The 16,271-nt window shown below is 67.4% G+C and carries 15 protein-coding genes; 10 read left to right on the plus strand and 5 right to left on the minus strand.

Annotation, left to right across the window (positions count from 1 at the left end):
- The first annotated feature begins 194 nt into the window (after window positions 1–194).
- Genes CFB52_RS12515 through CFB52_RS12525 form a run of 3 tightly spaced genes read left to right on the plus strand, consistent with a single transcriptional unit; the run spans window position 195 to window position 2,392 of the window.
- On the plus strand, window positions 195–884 hold the full coding sequence (locus tag CFB52_RS12515; RefSeq protein ID WP_099316707.1) for an ABC transporter permease: 690 nt from the start codon (window positions 195–197) through the stop codon (window positions 882–884).
- The gene (locus CFB52_RS12520; protein WP_059576621.1) at window positions 881–1,594 is read left to right on the plus strand and encodes an ABC transporter permease; all 714 of its coding nucleotides are present in this window, start codon (window positions 881–883) and stop codon (window positions 1,592–1,594) included. Before CFB52_RS12515 ends, CFB52_RS12520 begins: the two co-directional genes overlap by 4 nt.
- 18 nt (window positions 1,595–1,612) lie before the next feature.
- Window positions 1,613–2,392: an ABC transporter ATP-binding protein gene (locus CFB52_RS12525; RefSeq protein WP_060311936.1), complete on the plus strand. Its 780-nt coding sequence runs from the start codon at window positions 1,613–1,615 to the stop codon at window positions 2,390–2,392.
- 71 nt (window positions 2,393–2,463) lie between these two features.
- Here CFB52_RS12525 and CFB52_RS12530 read toward each other — a convergent pair whose 3' ends face one another.
- A complete protein-coding gene (locus CFB52_RS12530) occupies window positions 2,464–2,961 on the minus strand; it encodes a GNAT family N-acetyltransferase (RefSeq protein ID WP_059646352.1) in 498 nt (165 codons plus the stop codon).
- Window positions 2,962–3,095: 134 nt separating this feature from the next.
- On the opposite strand from CFB52_RS12530, the gene CFB52_RS12535 reads away from it, so the two are divergent.
- Both CFB52_RS12535 and CFB52_RS12540 read left to right on the plus strand, forming a co-directional pair.
- Window positions 3,096–4,022 carry a LysR family transcriptional regulator gene (locus CFB52_RS12535; RefSeq protein ID WP_179231737.1) on the plus strand — a complete coding sequence of 309 codons (927 nt, stop codon included), beginning with the start codon at window positions 3,096–3,098 and terminating at the stop codon, window positions 4,020–4,022.
- Between the two features lie 542 nt (window positions 4,023–4,564).
- On the plus strand, window positions 4,565–5,650 hold the full coding sequence (locus CFB52_RS12540; protein ID WP_059576905.1) for a porin: 1,086 nt from the start codon (window positions 4,565–4,567) through the stop codon (window positions 5,648–5,650).
- A 177-nt stretch (window positions 5,651–5,827) separates the two neighbouring features.
- Here the strand turns inward: CFB52_RS12540 and CFB52_RS12545 are convergent, their stop codons facing one another.
- Both CFB52_RS12545 and CFB52_RS12550 read right to left on the minus strand, forming a co-directional pair.
- Window positions 5,828–6,166 (minus strand): P-II family nitrogen regulator, encoded by a 339-nt coding sequence (locus CFB52_RS12545; protein ID WP_006398637.1) that lies wholly within the window; start codon window positions 6,164–6,166, stop codon window positions 5,828–5,830.
- A gap of 83 nt (window positions 6,167–6,249) precedes the next feature.
- On the minus strand, window positions 6,250–7,983 hold the full coding sequence (locus CFB52_RS12550; protein ID WP_059576632.1) for an NAD+ synthase: 1,734 nt from the start codon (window positions 7,981–7,983) through the stop codon (window positions 6,250–6,252).
- Between the two features lie 109 nt (window positions 7,984–8,092).
- Here CFB52_RS12550 and CFB52_RS12555 point away from each other — a divergent pair, with 109 nt between their 5' ends.
- A complete protein-coding gene (locus tag CFB52_RS12555; RefSeq protein ID WP_059576635.1) occupies window positions 8,093–9,268 on the plus strand; it encodes a GNAT family N-acetyltransferase in 1,176 nt (391 codons plus the stop codon).
- 89 nt (window positions 9,269–9,357) lie between these two features.
- Window positions 9,358–10,191, plus strand: coding sequence for a GIY-YIG nuclease family protein (locus CFB52_RS12560; RefSeq protein ID WP_059576636.1), 834 nt, complete (start codon window positions 9,358–9,360; stop codon window positions 10,189–10,191).
- A 54-nt stretch (window positions 10,192–10,245) separates the two neighbouring features.
- On the opposite strand, the gene ppa is transcribed toward CFB52_RS12560, so the two are convergent.
- The gene (gene ppa / locus CFB52_RS12565; protein WP_006489643.1) at window positions 10,246–10,773 is read right to left on the minus strand and encodes an inorganic diphosphatase; all 528 of its coding nucleotides are present in this window, start codon (window positions 10,771–10,773) and stop codon (window positions 10,246–10,248) included.
- Window positions 10,774–11,098: 325 nt separating this feature from the next.
- On the opposite strand from ppa, the gene CFB52_RS12570 reads away from it, so the two are divergent.
- From CFB52_RS12570 to CFB52_RS12580, 3 genes are all read left to right on the plus strand, one after another.
- Window positions 11,099–12,538, plus strand: coding sequence for an aldehyde dehydrogenase family protein (locus CFB52_RS12570; RefSeq protein WP_059576639.1), 1,440 nt, complete (start codon window positions 11,099–11,101; stop codon window positions 12,536–12,538).
- Between the two features lie 53 nt (window positions 12,539–12,591).
- Window positions 12,592–13,350 (plus strand): SDR family oxidoreductase, encoded by a 759-nt coding sequence (locus tag CFB52_RS12575; protein WP_034208109.1) that lies wholly within the window; start codon window positions 12,592–12,594, stop codon window positions 13,348–13,350.
- A gap of 195 nt (window positions 13,351–13,545) precedes the next feature.
- Window positions 13,546–14,850, plus strand: coding sequence for an MFS transporter (locus CFB52_RS12580; protein WP_059576642.1), 1,305 nt, complete (start codon window positions 13,546–13,548; stop codon window positions 14,848–14,850).
- 232 nt (window positions 14,851–15,082) lie between these two features.
- Here the strand turns inward: CFB52_RS12580 and CFB52_RS12585 are convergent, their stop codons facing one another.
- Complete coding sequence (locus tag CFB52_RS12585) at window positions 15,083–16,270, minus strand: heme biosynthesis protein HemY (protein WP_099316708.1); 1,188 nt, start codon at window positions 16,268–16,270, stop codon at window positions 15,083–15,085.
- Window position 16,271: the final 1 nt, after the last annotated feature.

Raw genomic sequence — 16,271 nt, forward strand, 5'->3', positions numbered from 1 at the left:
CGGCCCCGCGTCCGGGCAGTACAGGCAGTCAACCACGCGCCGCCCGCCCCTTGCCCGCCGCTCGCGACGGGTAGACCCGGCACCGTTGCCGGGGCGGACGGTCATGATACGCACGGGGCGTTCCGCGCAGCTTGGCGGGCGCGTCTTTCGCGGCGCACGGCGTGCGCCCCCAGGGACCACACCAGGGACCCCATATGTTTCTACAAGGCTACGGCCCGCTGATCCTCGCCGGCACCTGGCAAACCGTCAAACTGGCGGTGCTTTCGCTTTCGCTGTCGTTCCTGCTGGGGCTGCTCGGCGCCGGCGCGAAGCTGTCGCGCAACCGCGTCACGAACGGCGTCGGCACCGTCTACACGACGCTGATCCGCGGCGTTCCCGATCTCGTGCTGATGCTGCTGCTGTTCTACAGCCTGCAGATCTGGCTGAACATGGCGACCGACGCGCTCGGCTGGGACCAGATCGACATCGACCCGTTCCTCGCCGGCGTGCTCGTGCTCGGCTTCATCTACGGCGCGTACTTCACCGAGACGTTCCGCGGCGCGTTCCTGTCCGTGCCGCGCGGCCAGCTCGAGGCCGGCAGCGCCTACGGGATGACGAACTGGCAGGTATTCACGCGGATCATGTTCCCGCAGATGATGCGCTTCGCGCTGCCGGGCATCGGCAACAACTGGCAGGTGCTCGTGAAGTCGACCGCGCTCGTGTCGATCATCGGCCTGGCCGACGTCGTGAAGGCGTCGCAGGACGCCGGCAAGGGCACGCTGCGGTTCTTCTTCTTCACGCTGATCGCGGGCGCCGTCTACCTCGCCATCACGACGATCTCGAACTTCGTGCTGATGTGGCTCGAAAAGCGCTACTCGACCGGCGTCCGCAAGGCTGACCTATGATCGAACTCATCCAAGAATACTGGCGCAACTATCTGTACACCGACGGCTATCGCATCACCGGTGTCGCGATCACGCTGTGGCTGCTGGTCGTGTCGATCGGCCTCGGCTTCTGCCTGTCGGTGCCGCTCGCGGTCGCGCGCGTGTCGAAGAAGAAATGGCTGTCGGGCGCCGTGTGGCTGTACACGTACGTGTTCCGCGGCACGCCGCTCTACGTGCAGCTGCTGCTCTGCTACACGGGCCTCTACAGCCTGCAGGCCGTGCGCGGCACGCCGATGCTCGATGCGTTCTTCCGCGACGGGATGCACTGCACGCTGCTCGCGTTCACGCTGAACACCTGCGCGTACACCACCGAAATCTTCGCGGGCGCGATCAAGGCGACGTCGTACGGCGAGATCGAGGCCGCGCGCGCGTACGGGATGTCCCCGTTCACGATGTATCGCCGCGTGATCCTGCCGTCGGCGCTGCGCCGCGCGCTGCCGCTGTACAGCAACGAAGTGATCCTGATGCTGCACGCGACGACGGTGGCCTTCACCGCGACCGTGCCGGACATCCTGAAGATCGCGCGCGACGTGAACTCGGCGACCTACATGTCGTTCCACGCGTTCGGCATCGCCGCCCTGCTCTACCTCGTGATCTCGTTCACGCTCGTGTGGCTGTTCCGCCAGGCCGAGCGCCGCTGGCTCGCGTATCTGCGCCCGCAAGGCAAGTAAGTTTTCGCAGGATTACTGATGAACTCCCAGACCCAGAAGCTTTTCGTCGACGATCTCCACAAGCGGTACGGCGACAACGAGGTGCTCAAAGGCGTGTCGCTGAAGGCGAACTCGGGCGACGTGATCAGCGTGATCGGCTCGTCCGGCTCCGGCAAGAGCACGATGCTGCGCTGTATCAACTTCCTCGAGCAGCCGAACGCGGGCCGCATCTTCGTCGATCGCGAGGAAGTGCGCACCGCGCTCGACAAGACGGGCGCGCTGCGCGCGGCCGATCCGAAGCAGCTGCAGCGCGTGCGCACCAAGCTGTCGATGGTGTTCCAGCACTTCAACCTGTGGTCGCACATGAACGTGATCGAGAACGTGATGGAAGCGCCGGTGAACGTGCTCGGCATCCCGAAGAAGGAAGCCGAGGAGCGTGCGCGCGAGTATCTCGAGAAGGTCGGCCTCGCGCCGCGCGTCGAGAAACAGTATCCGTCGCATTTGTCGGGCGGCCAGCAGCAGCGGGTGGCGATCGCGCGGGCGCTGGCGATGCATCCTGACGTGATGCTGTTCGACGAGCCGACCTCCGCGCTCGACCCGGAACTCGTCGGCGAAGTGCTGAAGGTGATGCAGAAGCTGGCCGAGGAAGGCCGCACGATGATCGTCGTCACGCACGAGATGGGCTTCGCGCGCAACGTGTCGAATCACGTGATGTTCCTGCACCAGGGCCGCGTCGAGGAGGAAGGCGTGCCGGCCGAGGTGCTCGCGCATCCGAAGAGCGAGCGCCTGCGCGCGTTCCTGTCGGGCAGCCTCAAGTAACGCCCGTCACCCGCCACGCCCGAACGGGCGCCCCGCGGTTCGCCGCGCGGCGCCCGTTTTGCGTTTACCCGTCACGCGGCGCTCACCGGCGCGCCGTCGGCGAACGCGCGCAGCTCGTCGCCCGCCAGCCGGTAGCGCACCCATTCGCTCTGCGGCGCCGCGCCGACGCGCTCGTAGAAGCGGATCGCCGGCTCGTTCCAGTCGAGCACGCTCCATTCGAAACGCCCGCAGCCCGACTCGACCGCGACCCGCGCGAGCGCCTTCAGCAGTTGCAGCCCCGCACCGGCGCCGCGAAAACGCGGCGACACGTACAGATCCTCCAGATACAGCCCCTGCCGCGCGAGCCACGTCGAATACGAGAAGAAATACACGGCGAACCCGGCCGGCTCGCCGTCGACCTCGCAGATCAGCGCACGCGCCGGCGAGCCTTCGCCGAACAGGCTGCGTTCGAGCGATTCGGGCGTGGCGACGACTTCGTGCTCGGCCTTCTCGTAGACGGCCAGTTCGGTGATGAAGCGCAGGATCAGCGGCACGTCGGCGACGGTCGCGGAGCGAATATCGATTTGCACGGGTTGAGCCCTCCTCCGGCCCGGATGTGAAACGGACAAGCGGCGCCGCGCAACCGCACTGGCGCCGTTCGAACCGTCATGCTACGTTCGCGCCGTGCCTGCAGGAAGTGCAGTTTCTTCATCCAGACCTGAACATGATGCATCCCGATCTGCGCCGCCTCGACCTGAACCTGCTGCTCGTGTTCGACGCGTTGTACCGCCACCGGTCGGTCGCGGCGGCCGCGCACGAACTCGCGCTGAGCCCGTCGGCGTTGAGCCACGCGCTCGCGCGGCTGCGCGACGCGATCGGCGATGCGCTGTTCGTGCGCCTCGGCAACGAGATGCAGCCGACCGTGCGCGCCGACGACATCGCCACGTGGGCCGGCGACGCGCTCGATGCGATGTCGAAGGGGCTCGCCCGCGCGCGCCGCTTCGATCCGGCGCACAGCGACCGCACGTTCGTGTTCGCCGCGACCGACTACACGGCGTTCGCGGTACTGCCGGCGTTCCTGGCCCGCATCCAGCACGTGGCGCCGCACCTGCGGATTCGCGTCGTCCATTCGGACCGCAAGATTTCCGTCGACGAGCTCGCGGCCGGCCGTATCGACTTCGCGCTCGGCTACCACGAGGAATCGGCGGCCGACGCGCCGGGCATCGAGGACTTCGACTGGTTCTCCGACGACTACGTCGTGATCGCGAGCGCCGCGCATCCGGACATCCGCCGGCGGCTGACGCTCGACCAGTATCTGGCGGCTCGCCACGTCGTCGTCACGCCGTGGAACGAGTCGCGCGGCGTCGTCGACTACGTGCTCGATCGCCTCGGCCTCGCGCGGCACGTGGCCGTGCAATTGCCGACCGTGCTGGCCGCGCCGTTCGTGATCGCGGAGTCGGCACTCCTGATGACCGTGCCGAACCGCGCCGCGCAGGCGCTGCGGCACGCGGCGCCGATCCGCATCTTCCCCGCGCCGTTCGAGATCCCGCGTTACACGGTGAAGGTCTACTCGCACGCGAAACATGCGCGCACCGATGCGCACCGCTGGATTCGCGCGCAGTTGCTCGACGCGCGGCCGAGCCCGAACTGAGCGCGGCACGCGGCAGCACGGACGTTCCCGGCGTCGACCGGCGATGGCGGCAATCGCCCGAATCATTACGAAATACTTACCAATTTCGCGACTTTCGCGCTTACGCCGGCGCCCTGGCAACGTCAATAGTGGCAATCCTTGACCCACGCCTGCGGAAACCACGTTTCCCTTGTGGCACAAGGGTTTTCCGGGAATCGAGGACCCTTGGGACACCTGTCGCGTACCGTGTTGCATGGCAATTTGGCGACAGCGGTTAGTCAAACAACGATTTCCGTCGCCACAAAATTGTATTTTTGCTAAATTAGTAACCAAAGTAGCAAAACGAAGTTCGTGAAATGTAGTTTAGCTTCACGACACAACAAGGAGACCCCGCAGGCCGACCCGGCTGCGCGGGACCGCTCAACGGTTTTCCGTCTGCTTGCCCGCGTGCCGCGCTTACCGGCCCTGCACGAGGTCTCCCTGGTTATCCCGCTTTTGCCCGGCGCTCGCGCTCCGGGCATCTCGTGCAGTCTGGGTTGACTTTTTGACAGGGTATGGAGGAGATGATGAAGAAAGCTTTGGTCGCGGCCGCGCTGATGGCTGCTGGGGTGGTGACGGCGCACGCGCAGAGCAGCGTCACGCTGTATGGCCGCCTGGATGCCGGCCTCGAGTACATGAACGGCCTGCAGGACGGCCATCGCTACCGTGCGGAGAGCGGCGACTGGGGCACGAGCCTGTGGGGCTTGAAGGGTAGCGAGGACATCGGCGGCGGCAACAAGATCCTGTTCCACCTCGAAGGCGCGTTCAACACGATGAACGGCGGCCTCGGCACGAGCGGCTCGATCTGGGATCGTTTCGCGACCGTCGGTATCTCGAACGACCGCTACGGTACGCTGCTGCTGGGTCGCGAACTCGCGATCGCCAACGGCGTGTGGGACTTCGACCCGTTCGGCCAGTCGGCCTGGTCGACGGCCTCGCTGGTGCGCGGCCGCAACTGGAACAAGACCAGCAACAACGTGTCGTACCAGTCGCCGTCGGTCTACGGCCTCGACTTCTACGGCCAGTTCTCGTTCTCGAACTCGACCAGCTTCAACGGCAACACGACGGCCGGCGCGCCCGGCCGTGCCATGGGCGGTCAGGTCACCTATACGAACTCGCTGTTCCAGTTGCGCGGCATCTACGACGAAACGCGCGACAGCAACGGCCGCTTCTCGGACGTGTTCAACTACTCGCGTGAATACTTCGCGGGCGTGAACGTGTTCCTCGGCCAGTTCAAGGTTCAGGCGGCTTACCAGGCATCGCGCGCCGACGGCAGCGGCGGCCCGGCAGCGAACGCCGGCGTGACCGGTACGCAACAGGTGTGGGGCGGCGTAACGTGGCAAGCCACGCCGGCAGCGGCGCTGATCGCGGCCGTGTATCACGTGAACGCGAACCACGGCGGCGGCAACGCGAACATCTACACGGTCGGCGGCTCGTACAACATCTCGAAGCGCACGCTGTTCGACGTCCAGGTCGCCACGGTGCGCAACAGCTCGACGGCCAACTTCGGCCTGAACGCGAACAATGCAGGCACCGCCGTGTCGACCGGCAACCCGCATCCGGGCGGCAGCCAGACCGGCGTCTACGCCGGTATCCAGCATCTGTTCTGATCAGGCGCCGTCAAAGAACGATTCGACAACGTTTTCCACGCTGCTGCGAGAGGCGCGTATCGGTGCGGTACCCAACCGGGTATCCGCACCGTTTTTTCTTGGGCGGCGGATGCGTGCGACCCGCGGCCCGATCGGCCGAAGCGGCCGGGAAGTGATCGAACGGCGCGGACGCGGCGCTCAGACGGCCGCTTCGTTCTCTTCGCCGGTGCGGATGCGGATCACGCGCTCGACGTCCGACACGAAGATCTTGCCGTCGCCGATCTTGCCGGTGCGCGCCGCGCCGATCACCGCGTCGATCACCTGATCGACCTGCGCTTCCGCGACGACCACCTCGATCTTCATCTTCGGCAGGAAATCGACGACGTATTCCGCGCCGCGATACAGCTCGGTATGGCCCTTCTGGCGGCCGAAGCCTTTCACTTCCGTCACGGTCAGACCCGTGAGACCCACTTCGGCGAGCGCTTCGCGGACTTCGTCCAGCTTGAACGGCTTGATGATGGCGGTGATGCGTTTCATGATGGTTGTCCCTCAATGCTCGTTTGGGTGAAAAATCGCGATCCCGATTGTAAGCCGGCGGGCCGCATCCGGCCCAGCACCGCTCAATCGAGCCGTTCGGTGAAGCGCGAGGTGATCGGGTAGCGCCAGTCGCGCCCGAATGCGCGGTGCGTGACGCGGATGCCGATCGGCGCCTGGCGGCGCTTGTATTCGTTGATCTTGATGAGCCGCGTCACGCGCTCGACGTCGGCCTGCGCGTAGCCGGCCGCGACGATCTCGGCGAGCGGCCGGTCTTCTTCCATGTACATCCGCATGATCGCGTCGAGCACGTCGTACGGCGGCAAGCTGTCCTGGTCGGTCTGGTTCTCGCGCAGTTCGGCCGACGGCGCGCGTGTCAGGATCCGCTCGGGGATCACGTCGCGCCGCCCGTAGTCGGTCGTTTCGTTGCGATAGCGGCAGAGCCGGTACACGAGCGTCTTCGCGATGTCCTTGATCACCGCGAAGCCGCCGGCCATGTCGCCGTACAGCGTGCAGTAGCCGACCGCCATCTCGCTCTTGTTGCCGGTCGTCAGCACGATCGAGCCGAACTTGTTCGACAGCGCCATCAACAGCGTGCCGCGGATGCGCGCCTGGATGTTCTCCTCCGTCGCGTCCTCGGGGCGGCCCGCGAATTCATCGGCAAGCGCGGCGCGGAAGGCATCGAACATCGGCGCGATCGCGATCTCGTCGTAACGCACGCCGACGCGCCGCGCCATCTCCGCCGCATCGGTGGTCGAGATGTCGGCCGTGAAGCGCGACGGCATCATCACCGCGCGCACGCGCTCGGGCCCGAGCGCATCGCACGCGACGGCCAGCACCAGCGCCGAATCGACGCCGCCCGACAGCCCGATCAGCACGCCGGGAAAGCCGTTCTTGCCGATGTAGTCGCGCACGCCCGTCACGAGCGCGCGATACACCTGCGCATGCGTCGACAGCTCGGGCGCGATCGCGCCGGGCAGCGGCCGCGCGCCGTCGAATTCGACGATCGCGTGCCCTTCGTCGAACTGCGGCATCTTCGCGACGAGCGCGCCCTCGCCGTCGAGCACGAACGAACCGCCGTCGAACACGAGCTCGTCCTGGCCGCCGACGAGATTCACGTAGACCATCGGCAGCCCGGTCTCGCGAATCCGCGCGCGCAGGATGTCGATGCGCACCGCTTCCTTGTTCATGTGGTACGGCGAGCCGTTCGGGATCAGCAGCACCTGCGCACCGGCCGCCTTCGCGATCTGCGCGGCCGACGCATGCCATGCGTCCTCGCAGATGATCACGCCGTATTTCACGCCGTTCAGCTCGAACACGAGCGGCTCGGTGTCGGTCGCGAAGTAGCGCTTCTCGTCGAACACCTCGGCGTTCGGCAGATCCTGCTTGCGGTAGGTGCCGACGATCTCGCCGCCGACGATCAGCGACACCGCGTTGAAGGTATCGGTGGGCGGCACGCCGCGCTCGATCGGGCGGTTTGCATTACCATCGACGGCTGACGCGCTGCCCGCCCCCTTGCCCGGTCCGCTGCCCGCCCCCCTGCCCGGTCCGCGCAACGGATGCCCGACCAGCACCGCGAGCCCGTCGAACGCCTTCAGCGCGTCGGCGAGCGCATCGAGTGCGGCGGCCGCCGCCGCGTAGAACGCGGGCCGCAGCAGCAGGTCTTCCGGCGGATAGCCGGACAGCGCGAGTTCGGGAGCGACCATCAGTTGCGCACCATCGTTGTGCGCGGCGCGCGCGGCCGCGACGATGCGGGCGACGTTGCCGGCGAAATCGCCGACGGTGACGTTGATCTGGGCGAGAGCGAGTCGGGTCTTCATGGCGGGAGCGGCGCAGCCCGGCGGCGCGCCTTGAACGGCTGACGAAATCGATCCGGGCGCGGGCCGCGACGGCCCGCAACCGGCAACATCCAACGGTACGGATTCACGCTTGAAACACGAACGCATCGATTATCGCACGGGCATCCTGTCGTCCCCCGCCGAGGTGCCGGCCGACGAATGGAACGCGCTGCTCGCGCGCGACGCGCAGCCCACGCCGTTCCTGCGCCACGAATTCCTCGACGCGCTGCACGTCGCGCGCTGCGCGGTGGACGACACCGGCTGGTCGCCGCACTTCGTCACGCTGACCGACACGCACACGGGCCGGCTCGCGGCCGCCGCGCCCGTCTACGCGAAACAGCATTCGTACGGCGAATACGTGTTCGACTGGGCATGGGCCGACGCGTACCAGCGCAACAACCTGCCCTATTACCCGAAGCTGCTGTGCGCGGTGCCGTTCACGCCGGTGCAGGGCACGCGGCTGCTCGCGGCCAGCGACGACGCGCGCCGCCGGCTCGCGGCCACGCTGCTCGCGTTCGCCGAGCAGAGCGACGTGTCGTCGCTGCACGTGCTGTTCCCGACCGGCGATGAAGCGCGGCTGCTCGAATCGATGGGCATGATGCTGCGCGAGGGCGTGCAGTTTCACTGGCTCAACGACGGGTACCGCCACTTCGACGATTTCCTCGGCACGCTCGAGCAGAAGAAGCGCAAGAATATCCGCGCGGAACGGCGCAAGGTGCACGACGCGGGCGTGACGTTCCGGCGGCTCGCCGGCGATCAAATCACCGACGCCGACTGGCGCTTCTTCTCGCGCTGCTATCGGCAGACCTACCGCGAGCACTATTCGAGCCCGTACCTGAACCTCGACTTCTTTCGCACGATCGGCGCGACGATGCCCGAGAACCTGCTGCTCGTGATCGCGGAAGCCGACGGCCAGCCGATCGCGAGCGCGCTCGCGGTGTACCGGCGCGGCGAGCACGGCGGCGGCACGCTGTATGGCCGCTACTGGGGCGCGATCGAGCACGTGCCCTGCCTGCATTTCGAAACGGCCTACTACCAGTTGCTCGAATTCTGCATCGAGGCCGGGCTCGACACGTTCGAAGGCGGCGCGCAGGGTGAGCACAAGCTCGCGCGCGGCTTCCTTCCCACCGTCACGCATTCCGCGCACTGGCTCGCGCATCCGGCGTTTTCCGATGCGGTCGCGCGCTTTCTCGAACGCGAGACCGAGCATATCCACGCGTACGTCGACGAACTGCGCGAACACGATCCGTTCCGGCGCGGTACCTGACGGCGAGCCGCATCACGTCGCCCCACGTCGCGCACCGGAGCACGCGCAAATTCTGAGACACTGGCGGCTTCGCATCCCGCCGCCCCGCCATGTCCTGGTTTCTGTATCTGATCGAATGCGCCGACGACAGCGTCTACACGGGCATCACGACCGATGTCGCCGCGCGCTTCGACGAACACGCGTCCGGCAAGGGCGCGCGCTACACGCGCTCGCGCAAGCCGCGCGCGGTGCTCGCGTCGTTTCCGCTGCCCGACCGGTCGAGCGCGTCGCGCGCCGAATACTGGGTGAAGCGGCTCACGCCCGCGAAAAAGCGCGAGCTGGCGGCTGGCTTGCGGACGCTCGAATCGGTGGTGCCGGTGGTGATCACGCTCGACGAGAGCGGCGACACGAAGGCGACGGCGCGCGGGCGGAAGAAGGGGCAGGCGGAAAACGTCGACGATGCGGCGAAGACGGCTGCCACGGAACAGGTTGCCGGGAAAAAGGTGAAGACCGGGAACGTTGTCGGGTCTGCAACGGCCGCGAGCACGGCGAAGCCTGCGAAGGGCAAACAAGCGTCGAAGTCGACGAAAGCAAATCAAGCCGCTCCGGACGCGAAACGCGCAAAAACCGACGGCGATGCAGCCGCAAAAAAGACCTCGGCGCGTGGCACACCGGTCAAGAAAACCGGCCAGCCGCCTTCCGCGTCGTCAAACGGGAAGGCGCCAGCCGCCGCCGGCAAACTCGCCGCGAACGTACGCGAGGACGCCGCTTCCGCACCGGCCCGCCGCCGTTCATCGGCCACGAAAACCGCCGCAGCAATCGCTCCGTCCGTTGCCCCGCCCCGCGCGAAACGCGCGAAGAAAGCAGCGGCCACGCCCCCGCCTGCCTCCCCATCCGCCAGCCGGAAAACCGCCCGCGCAAAACAAAACCGCGCGGCCTCCTGACGAGACACGCGCGGTTTGCGCTCCGTACGCACCGGCCAGCGGCCGGCACGCCGCTTACTTCTTGTAGTTCGCGGCGCCGTCGGTGATTTCCTTGTGCGCGGCTTCGATGCCGGCCCAGCCTTCGACCTTCACCCACTTGCCCTTCTCGAGCGCCTTGTATTGCTCGAAGAAGTGCTTGATCTGGTCTTTCAGGTACTCGGGCACGTCGTCGATCGTCTTCAGGTTCGCCGTCATCGGGCAGATCTTGTCGTGCGGCACCGCGACCAGCTTCGCGTCGACGCCCGACTCGTCGGTCATCTGCAGCATGCCGAGCACGCGCGAACGCACGATCGAGCCGGCCAGCAGCGGGAACGGCGTGATCACCAGCACGTCGACCGGATCGCCGTCGCCCGACAGCGTCTGCGGGATGTAGCCGTAGTTCACCGGGTAGCGCATGCCCGTGCCGATGAAGCGGTCGACGACGAGGAGGCCCAGTTCCTTGTCCGCCTCGTACTTCACCGGATCGCTTTGCGCGGGAATCTCGATGATCACGTTGAAATCTTGCGGCAGGTCCTTGCCGGCCGGAACATGATTGAAGCTCATGAGCACTCTCTGTAGGTCGATGGGAATTCGGGACAGGGCGCCGCGGCCGATGCACCGCCGCGGCGCCCCCGAAAAGGAATGCGCCATTATAGCCAATCGACCGGTGGCGTCCGGATGACGATCGGCGCGATAATCGTTCCGGATGTCCGGCCGTCGAGCCGGCGGCGGTGTGCGTGGACCACACGGCACGGAAGCCGGGTAAAGTGCCGAAGCGCAAACGGCTTTGCATGGGATCCACGTAGGCGCTGAAGCGCTAACTCCACCCAACCACGCCATGGGACCCGAGTAAGCGCTAAAGCGCTAACTTGGGTCGACCGGAGGAGACATGGAAGAAGCGAAGCACTTCATCGCGGGCGAATGGACGTTGCCCGCGCAACTGGAAACCATCGCGGTCGTCGATCCGTCCGACGGCCAGCCATTCGCGACGATCGCGCGCGGCACGGCGCCCGACATCGAACGCGCAGTCGCCGCGGCCCGCGACGCGTTCGCAGGCCCGTGGGGCGCGGCAAGCGCCGCCGAACGCGGCCGCGTGCTGATGCGGCTATCGGCACGCGTGGCCGACCATCTCGAGGAACTCGCCGCGATCGAGGCGCGCGACACCGGCAAGCCGCTGAAGCAGGCGCGCGCCGATGCAGCCGCGCTCGCGCGCTACTTCGAGTTCTACGCGGGCGCCGCCGACAAGCTGCACGGCGAAACCCTCCCCTACCAGGCCGGCTACACGGTGCTGACCGTGCGCGAGCCGCACGGCGTTACCGGCCATATCGTACCGTGGAACTACCCGATGCAGATCTTCGGGCGCAGCGTCGGCGCGGCGCTCGCGGCCGGCAACGCATGCGTGGTCAAGCCGGCCGAGGACGCGTGCCTGTCCGTGCTGCGCGTCGCCGAGCTGGCCGCCGAGGCCGGGCTGCCGGCCGGCGCGCTCAACATCGTCACCGGCTACGGCCACGAAGCGGGCGCCGCGCTCGCGCGCCATCCGGGCATCGACCATATCTCGTTTACGGGTTCGCCGGCCACCGGCAAGCTGGTCGCGCAGATGGCGGCCGAGAACCACGTGCCGGTCACGCTCGAACTCGGCGGCAAGTCGCCGCAACTCGTGTTCGCCGATGCCGATCTCGACGCGGCGCTGCCCGTGCTCGTGTCCGCGATCGTGCAGAACGGCGGGCAGACCTGCTCGGCCGGCAGCCGCGTGCTGATCGAGCGCGCGGTGTACGAGCCGCTCGTCGAGCGCCTCGCCACCGCGTTCAACGGGCTGCGCGTCGGCCCGAGCCGCGCCGATCTCGATTGCGGCCCGCTGATCAACGCGAAGCAGCAGCAACGCGTGTGGGATTTCCTGTCCGACGCACAGCACGACGGCATTCCGATGGCCGCGCACGGGCAGGTCGTCGCCGACGCGCCCGAAACCGGCTTCTACCAGGCACCCGCGCTGTTGCGCGACGTGCCGCCGTCGCACCGGCTCGCGCAGGAAGAAGTGTTCGGTCCCGTGCTCGCGGCGATGCGTTTCGTCGACGAGGACGAAGCCGTCGCGCTCGCCAACGGCACGCCGTACGGCCTCGTCGCGGGCATCTGGACACGCGACGGCGCACGCCAGATGCGGCTGGCGCGGCGTCTGCGCGCGGGGCAGGTGTTCATCAACAACTATGGCGCGGGCGGCGGCGTCGAGCTGCCGTTCGGCGGCGTCGGCCATTCGGGCCATGGCCGCGAGAAAGGCTTCGAGGCGCTGTACGGCTTCACCGCGCTGAAGACGATCGCGATCCGGCACGGCTGAACGCGCGGCACGCGGCACACGACGACTCTCATGACAAACACAGGAGACACACCATGCGGTTGAGCGGCAAGACGGCCATCGTCACGGGCGGCGGCTCGGGGTTCGGCGAAGGCATCGCGAAGACCTATGCGCGCGAAGGCGCGAACGTCGTCGTCAACGATCTCAACGGCGCGGCGGCCGAGCGCGTCGCGAGCGAGATCGCGCTCGCAGGCGGCAAGGCGATCGCGGTGGCCGGCGACGTGTCGAAGGAGGACGACTGGCGCGCGCTGCTGCAGGCCGCGCTCGACGATTTCCATGCGGTGCAGATCGTCGTGAACAACGCGGGCACCACGCATCGCAACAAGCCCGTGCTCGACGTGACGGAAGCCGAATTCGACCGCGTGTACGCGGTCAACATGAAGAGCCTGTTCTGGTGCGTGCAGACCTTCGTCCCGTATTTCCGCGCACAGGGCGGCGGCGTGTTCGTGAACGTCGCGTCGACGGCCGGCGTGCGGCCGCGCCCGGGCCTCGTCTGGTACAACAGCACGAAGGGCGCGATGATCACCGCGAGCAAATCGCTCGCGGCCGAGCTTGGCGCCGATCGCATCCGCGTGAACTGCATCAACCCGGTGCTGGGCGAAACCGCGCTGATGACCGAGTTCATGGGCTGCGAGGACACCCCGGAAAATCGCCGCCGCTTCCTCGCGACGATCCCGCTCGGCCGTTTCTCGACGCCGCAGGACATCGCGAACGCCGCGCTGTACCTCGCGTCCGACGAAGCCGAATTCATCACCGGCGTGTGCCTCGAAGTCGACGGCGGGCGCTGCATCTAGTCGCACCGGGCCATACGATGAGCCCGCATTGCTTCGCACGAAACCGGATCGGGCACCACCGCGCCTGCTCCGGCCCATTACAAGGACAGCGGTGCATCGGATCCAGGCACGCGCCCGAGCGCGGCCTTCGATCGACCGCACAGCATGGGATCCGGGTAACCGCTCAAGCGTCAGCCCGGGTCGACAGGAGACAACATGGCAACATCGACGCAATCGCTGCCGGGCTCGTCCGGCGCATTCGAGGAAGCAACCTACCGCAAGGTGTCGTGGCGGCTCGTGCCGCTCCTGCTGCTGTGCTACGTGGTTGCGTATCTCGACCGCGTGAACGTCGGGTTCGCGAAGCTGCAGATGGCGAGCGACCTGAACCTCAGCGATACCGTGTACGGGCTCGGCGCCGGCATCTTCTTCTTCGGCTATTTCCTGTTCGAGGTGCCGAGCAACATCATCCTGCACCGGGTGGGCGCCCGCGTGTGGATCGCCCGCATCATGGCGACGTGGGGCGTGATCTCGATCCTGACGATGTTCGTCACGACGCCCGCAATGTTCTACGTGATGCGCTTCCTGCTCGGCGTCGCCGAAGCGGGCTTCTTCCCCGGCGTGATCCTCTACCTCACCTACTGGTATCCCGCGCACCGGCGCGGCCGGATGACCACGTTCTTCATGACGGCAGTCGCGCTGTCCGGCGTGATCGGCGGGCCGATCTCGGGCTTCATCCTGAAGGCGTTCGACGGCGTGAGCGGCTGGCACGGCTGGCAATGGCTGTTCCTGCTCGAAGGCATTCCGTCGGTGCTCGCCGGCGTGCTCGTGTTCTTCACGCTCGACGAGCGGATCGCGAAGGCGACGTGGCTGACCGACGAAGAAAAGGCGCTGCTCGCCCGCAACGTCGACGCGGAGGAAGCCACCAAGGAGGACCTGCCGCTCGGCGCCGTGATGTCGAGCCCGCGTGTCTGGCTGATGGCGCTGATCTATTTCTCGTTCGTGATGGGGCTCTACGGCGTCGGCTTCTGGCTGCCGACGATCATCAAGGCGACCGGCGTGACCGACACCGTCATGATCGGCCTGCTGTCGGCGGTGCCGTATGCGGCCGCGGTGGTCGCGATGATCCTGATCGCGCGCAGCGCGGACAAGCGCCGCGAACGCCGCTGGCACCTCGCGATTCCGGCCGCGATCGGCGCGCTCGGCCTCGTGCTGTCGGTGATCTGGGCGCACCAGACCGCGCTCGCGATGCTCGGCCTCACGCTCGCGACGATCGGCATCCTGACGACGCTGCCGCTGTTCTGGAGCCTGCCGACCGCGTTCCTCGGCGGCACGGCCGCCGCCGCCGGCATCGCGATGATCAACTCGATCGGCAACCTCGCGGGCTTCCTGAGCCCGTACCTGATGGGCTGGCTCAAGCAGGCGACGAGCACCAACGATGCGGGCATGTACATGCTGGCCGGGTTCCTCGTGCTCGGCGGGCTGCTTGCGCTGTCGGTGCCGAAGCGGCTCGTCGACAAGTGATGCGCGGCCTGTAACGGCGCACCGCGAACGACCGAATACGCCGGTCGATGGCCGGTGCTCGCGAGATCGCCCCGACGGCCGGCATCATCCGGCCGCCGGGGCGTTTTCGATTCCGGGCAGGCCAGGCCCGCACCGGCCGGATGACGGCACCCTGCGTCCCGGCGGCCGCCCGGCGGACGAAAAAAAGCCCCGAAGGCCGATCGGCATTCGGGGCGTGCACCGCAGCGCCGCATCAGACCACGGTGATCGCCAGCGCGCTTTCGCGGTAGTGCTTCGCGGCCTTGTCGGTTTCGCCGAGCTGCTCGAACAGGCGGGCGAGCGCACGATGCGCACGCACTTTCAGCGCCTCGTTGTCGGCCAGCTTCAATGCCGATTCGAGGAACGACTGCGCCTTGCCCCACAGCTGCTGCTGCTGGCAGAGCCTGCCGAGCGCGAACAGCAGGTCGGCGTCTTCCGGATGATCCTTCTTCCAGCCCTCGGCCTTCTGGATCAGCGGCAGCGCATCGGCGCCGGCCGTGTCCGGGTAACGGCGCAGCAGGCGCGCATCCCAGTTGTGCGCGAGCGCGTCCTCGACGATGCGGCGCGCTTCGTTGCGGCGCTCGAGCGGCACGAGCAACTCGGCCGCGAGATCGGCCAGGCGCGGCGACTGGCGCTCGACCGTCGACAGCGACTGCCATACCTCGAGCAGCGCGTCCGCGTCGTGCCGACGTTCGCGCAGCAGGTTTTCCGCCGCCTGCTGGCGCAGCCGCACGGCCGCGGCCGGATGCAGCGCCTCGCGCTTTTCGAGCGCCTTCGCGAGCTTCAGCACCTCGGCCCAGTTCTTCAGTTGCTGCTGCGCCCGCAGCGCGACCTGCTGCGCATGAATGCGCTTACCGCCGGCCTGCATGTCGGCCAGCGCGGCGAGCGCGCCGTCCGCGTCGCGGGCGTCCGCGCGCATGTCGGCCGCGGCGAGCAGCCGTGCATCCTGCCATTCGGGCGCGTCGACCTTCGACAGCCACTCGTCGCGGCGCGTGTATTCGTGCATGCGGTGCGCGGCCGTGGCCCCGACGAGACTCGCGGCGCCCAGGTTCGCGTCGACCGCCAGCGCTTCGCGCGCGGCCCTCTCCGCACGCGAGAAGCGGCCCGCGTACAGGTTCGAGATTGCATCGCGCAGCGACGCCTGGGCCTTCTCGTTGCGCGAACGCGCCCGATACGCGGCGACCCGCTGCGGCATGCGCCAGATGTTGCGCACGATGCGCAGCAGCGCGTACACGACGATGAACAGCACGACGATGGCGATCACGAACAGGTTCAGCGACACGTCGACCCGGTACGGCGGATAGACGAGCAGCACCTGCCCCGCGTCGAAACGGCCGACGGTGGCGAGCGCCGCGGCGATCGCGAACAGGATCGCGAGCCAGACGATTCCTCGAAGCGTCATC

Source organism: Burkholderia sp. AU18528 (genome assembly GCF_002223215.2).
Lineage (GTDB): Bacteria > Pseudomonadota > Gammaproteobacteria > Burkholderiales > Burkholderiaceae > Burkholderia > Burkholderia semiarida.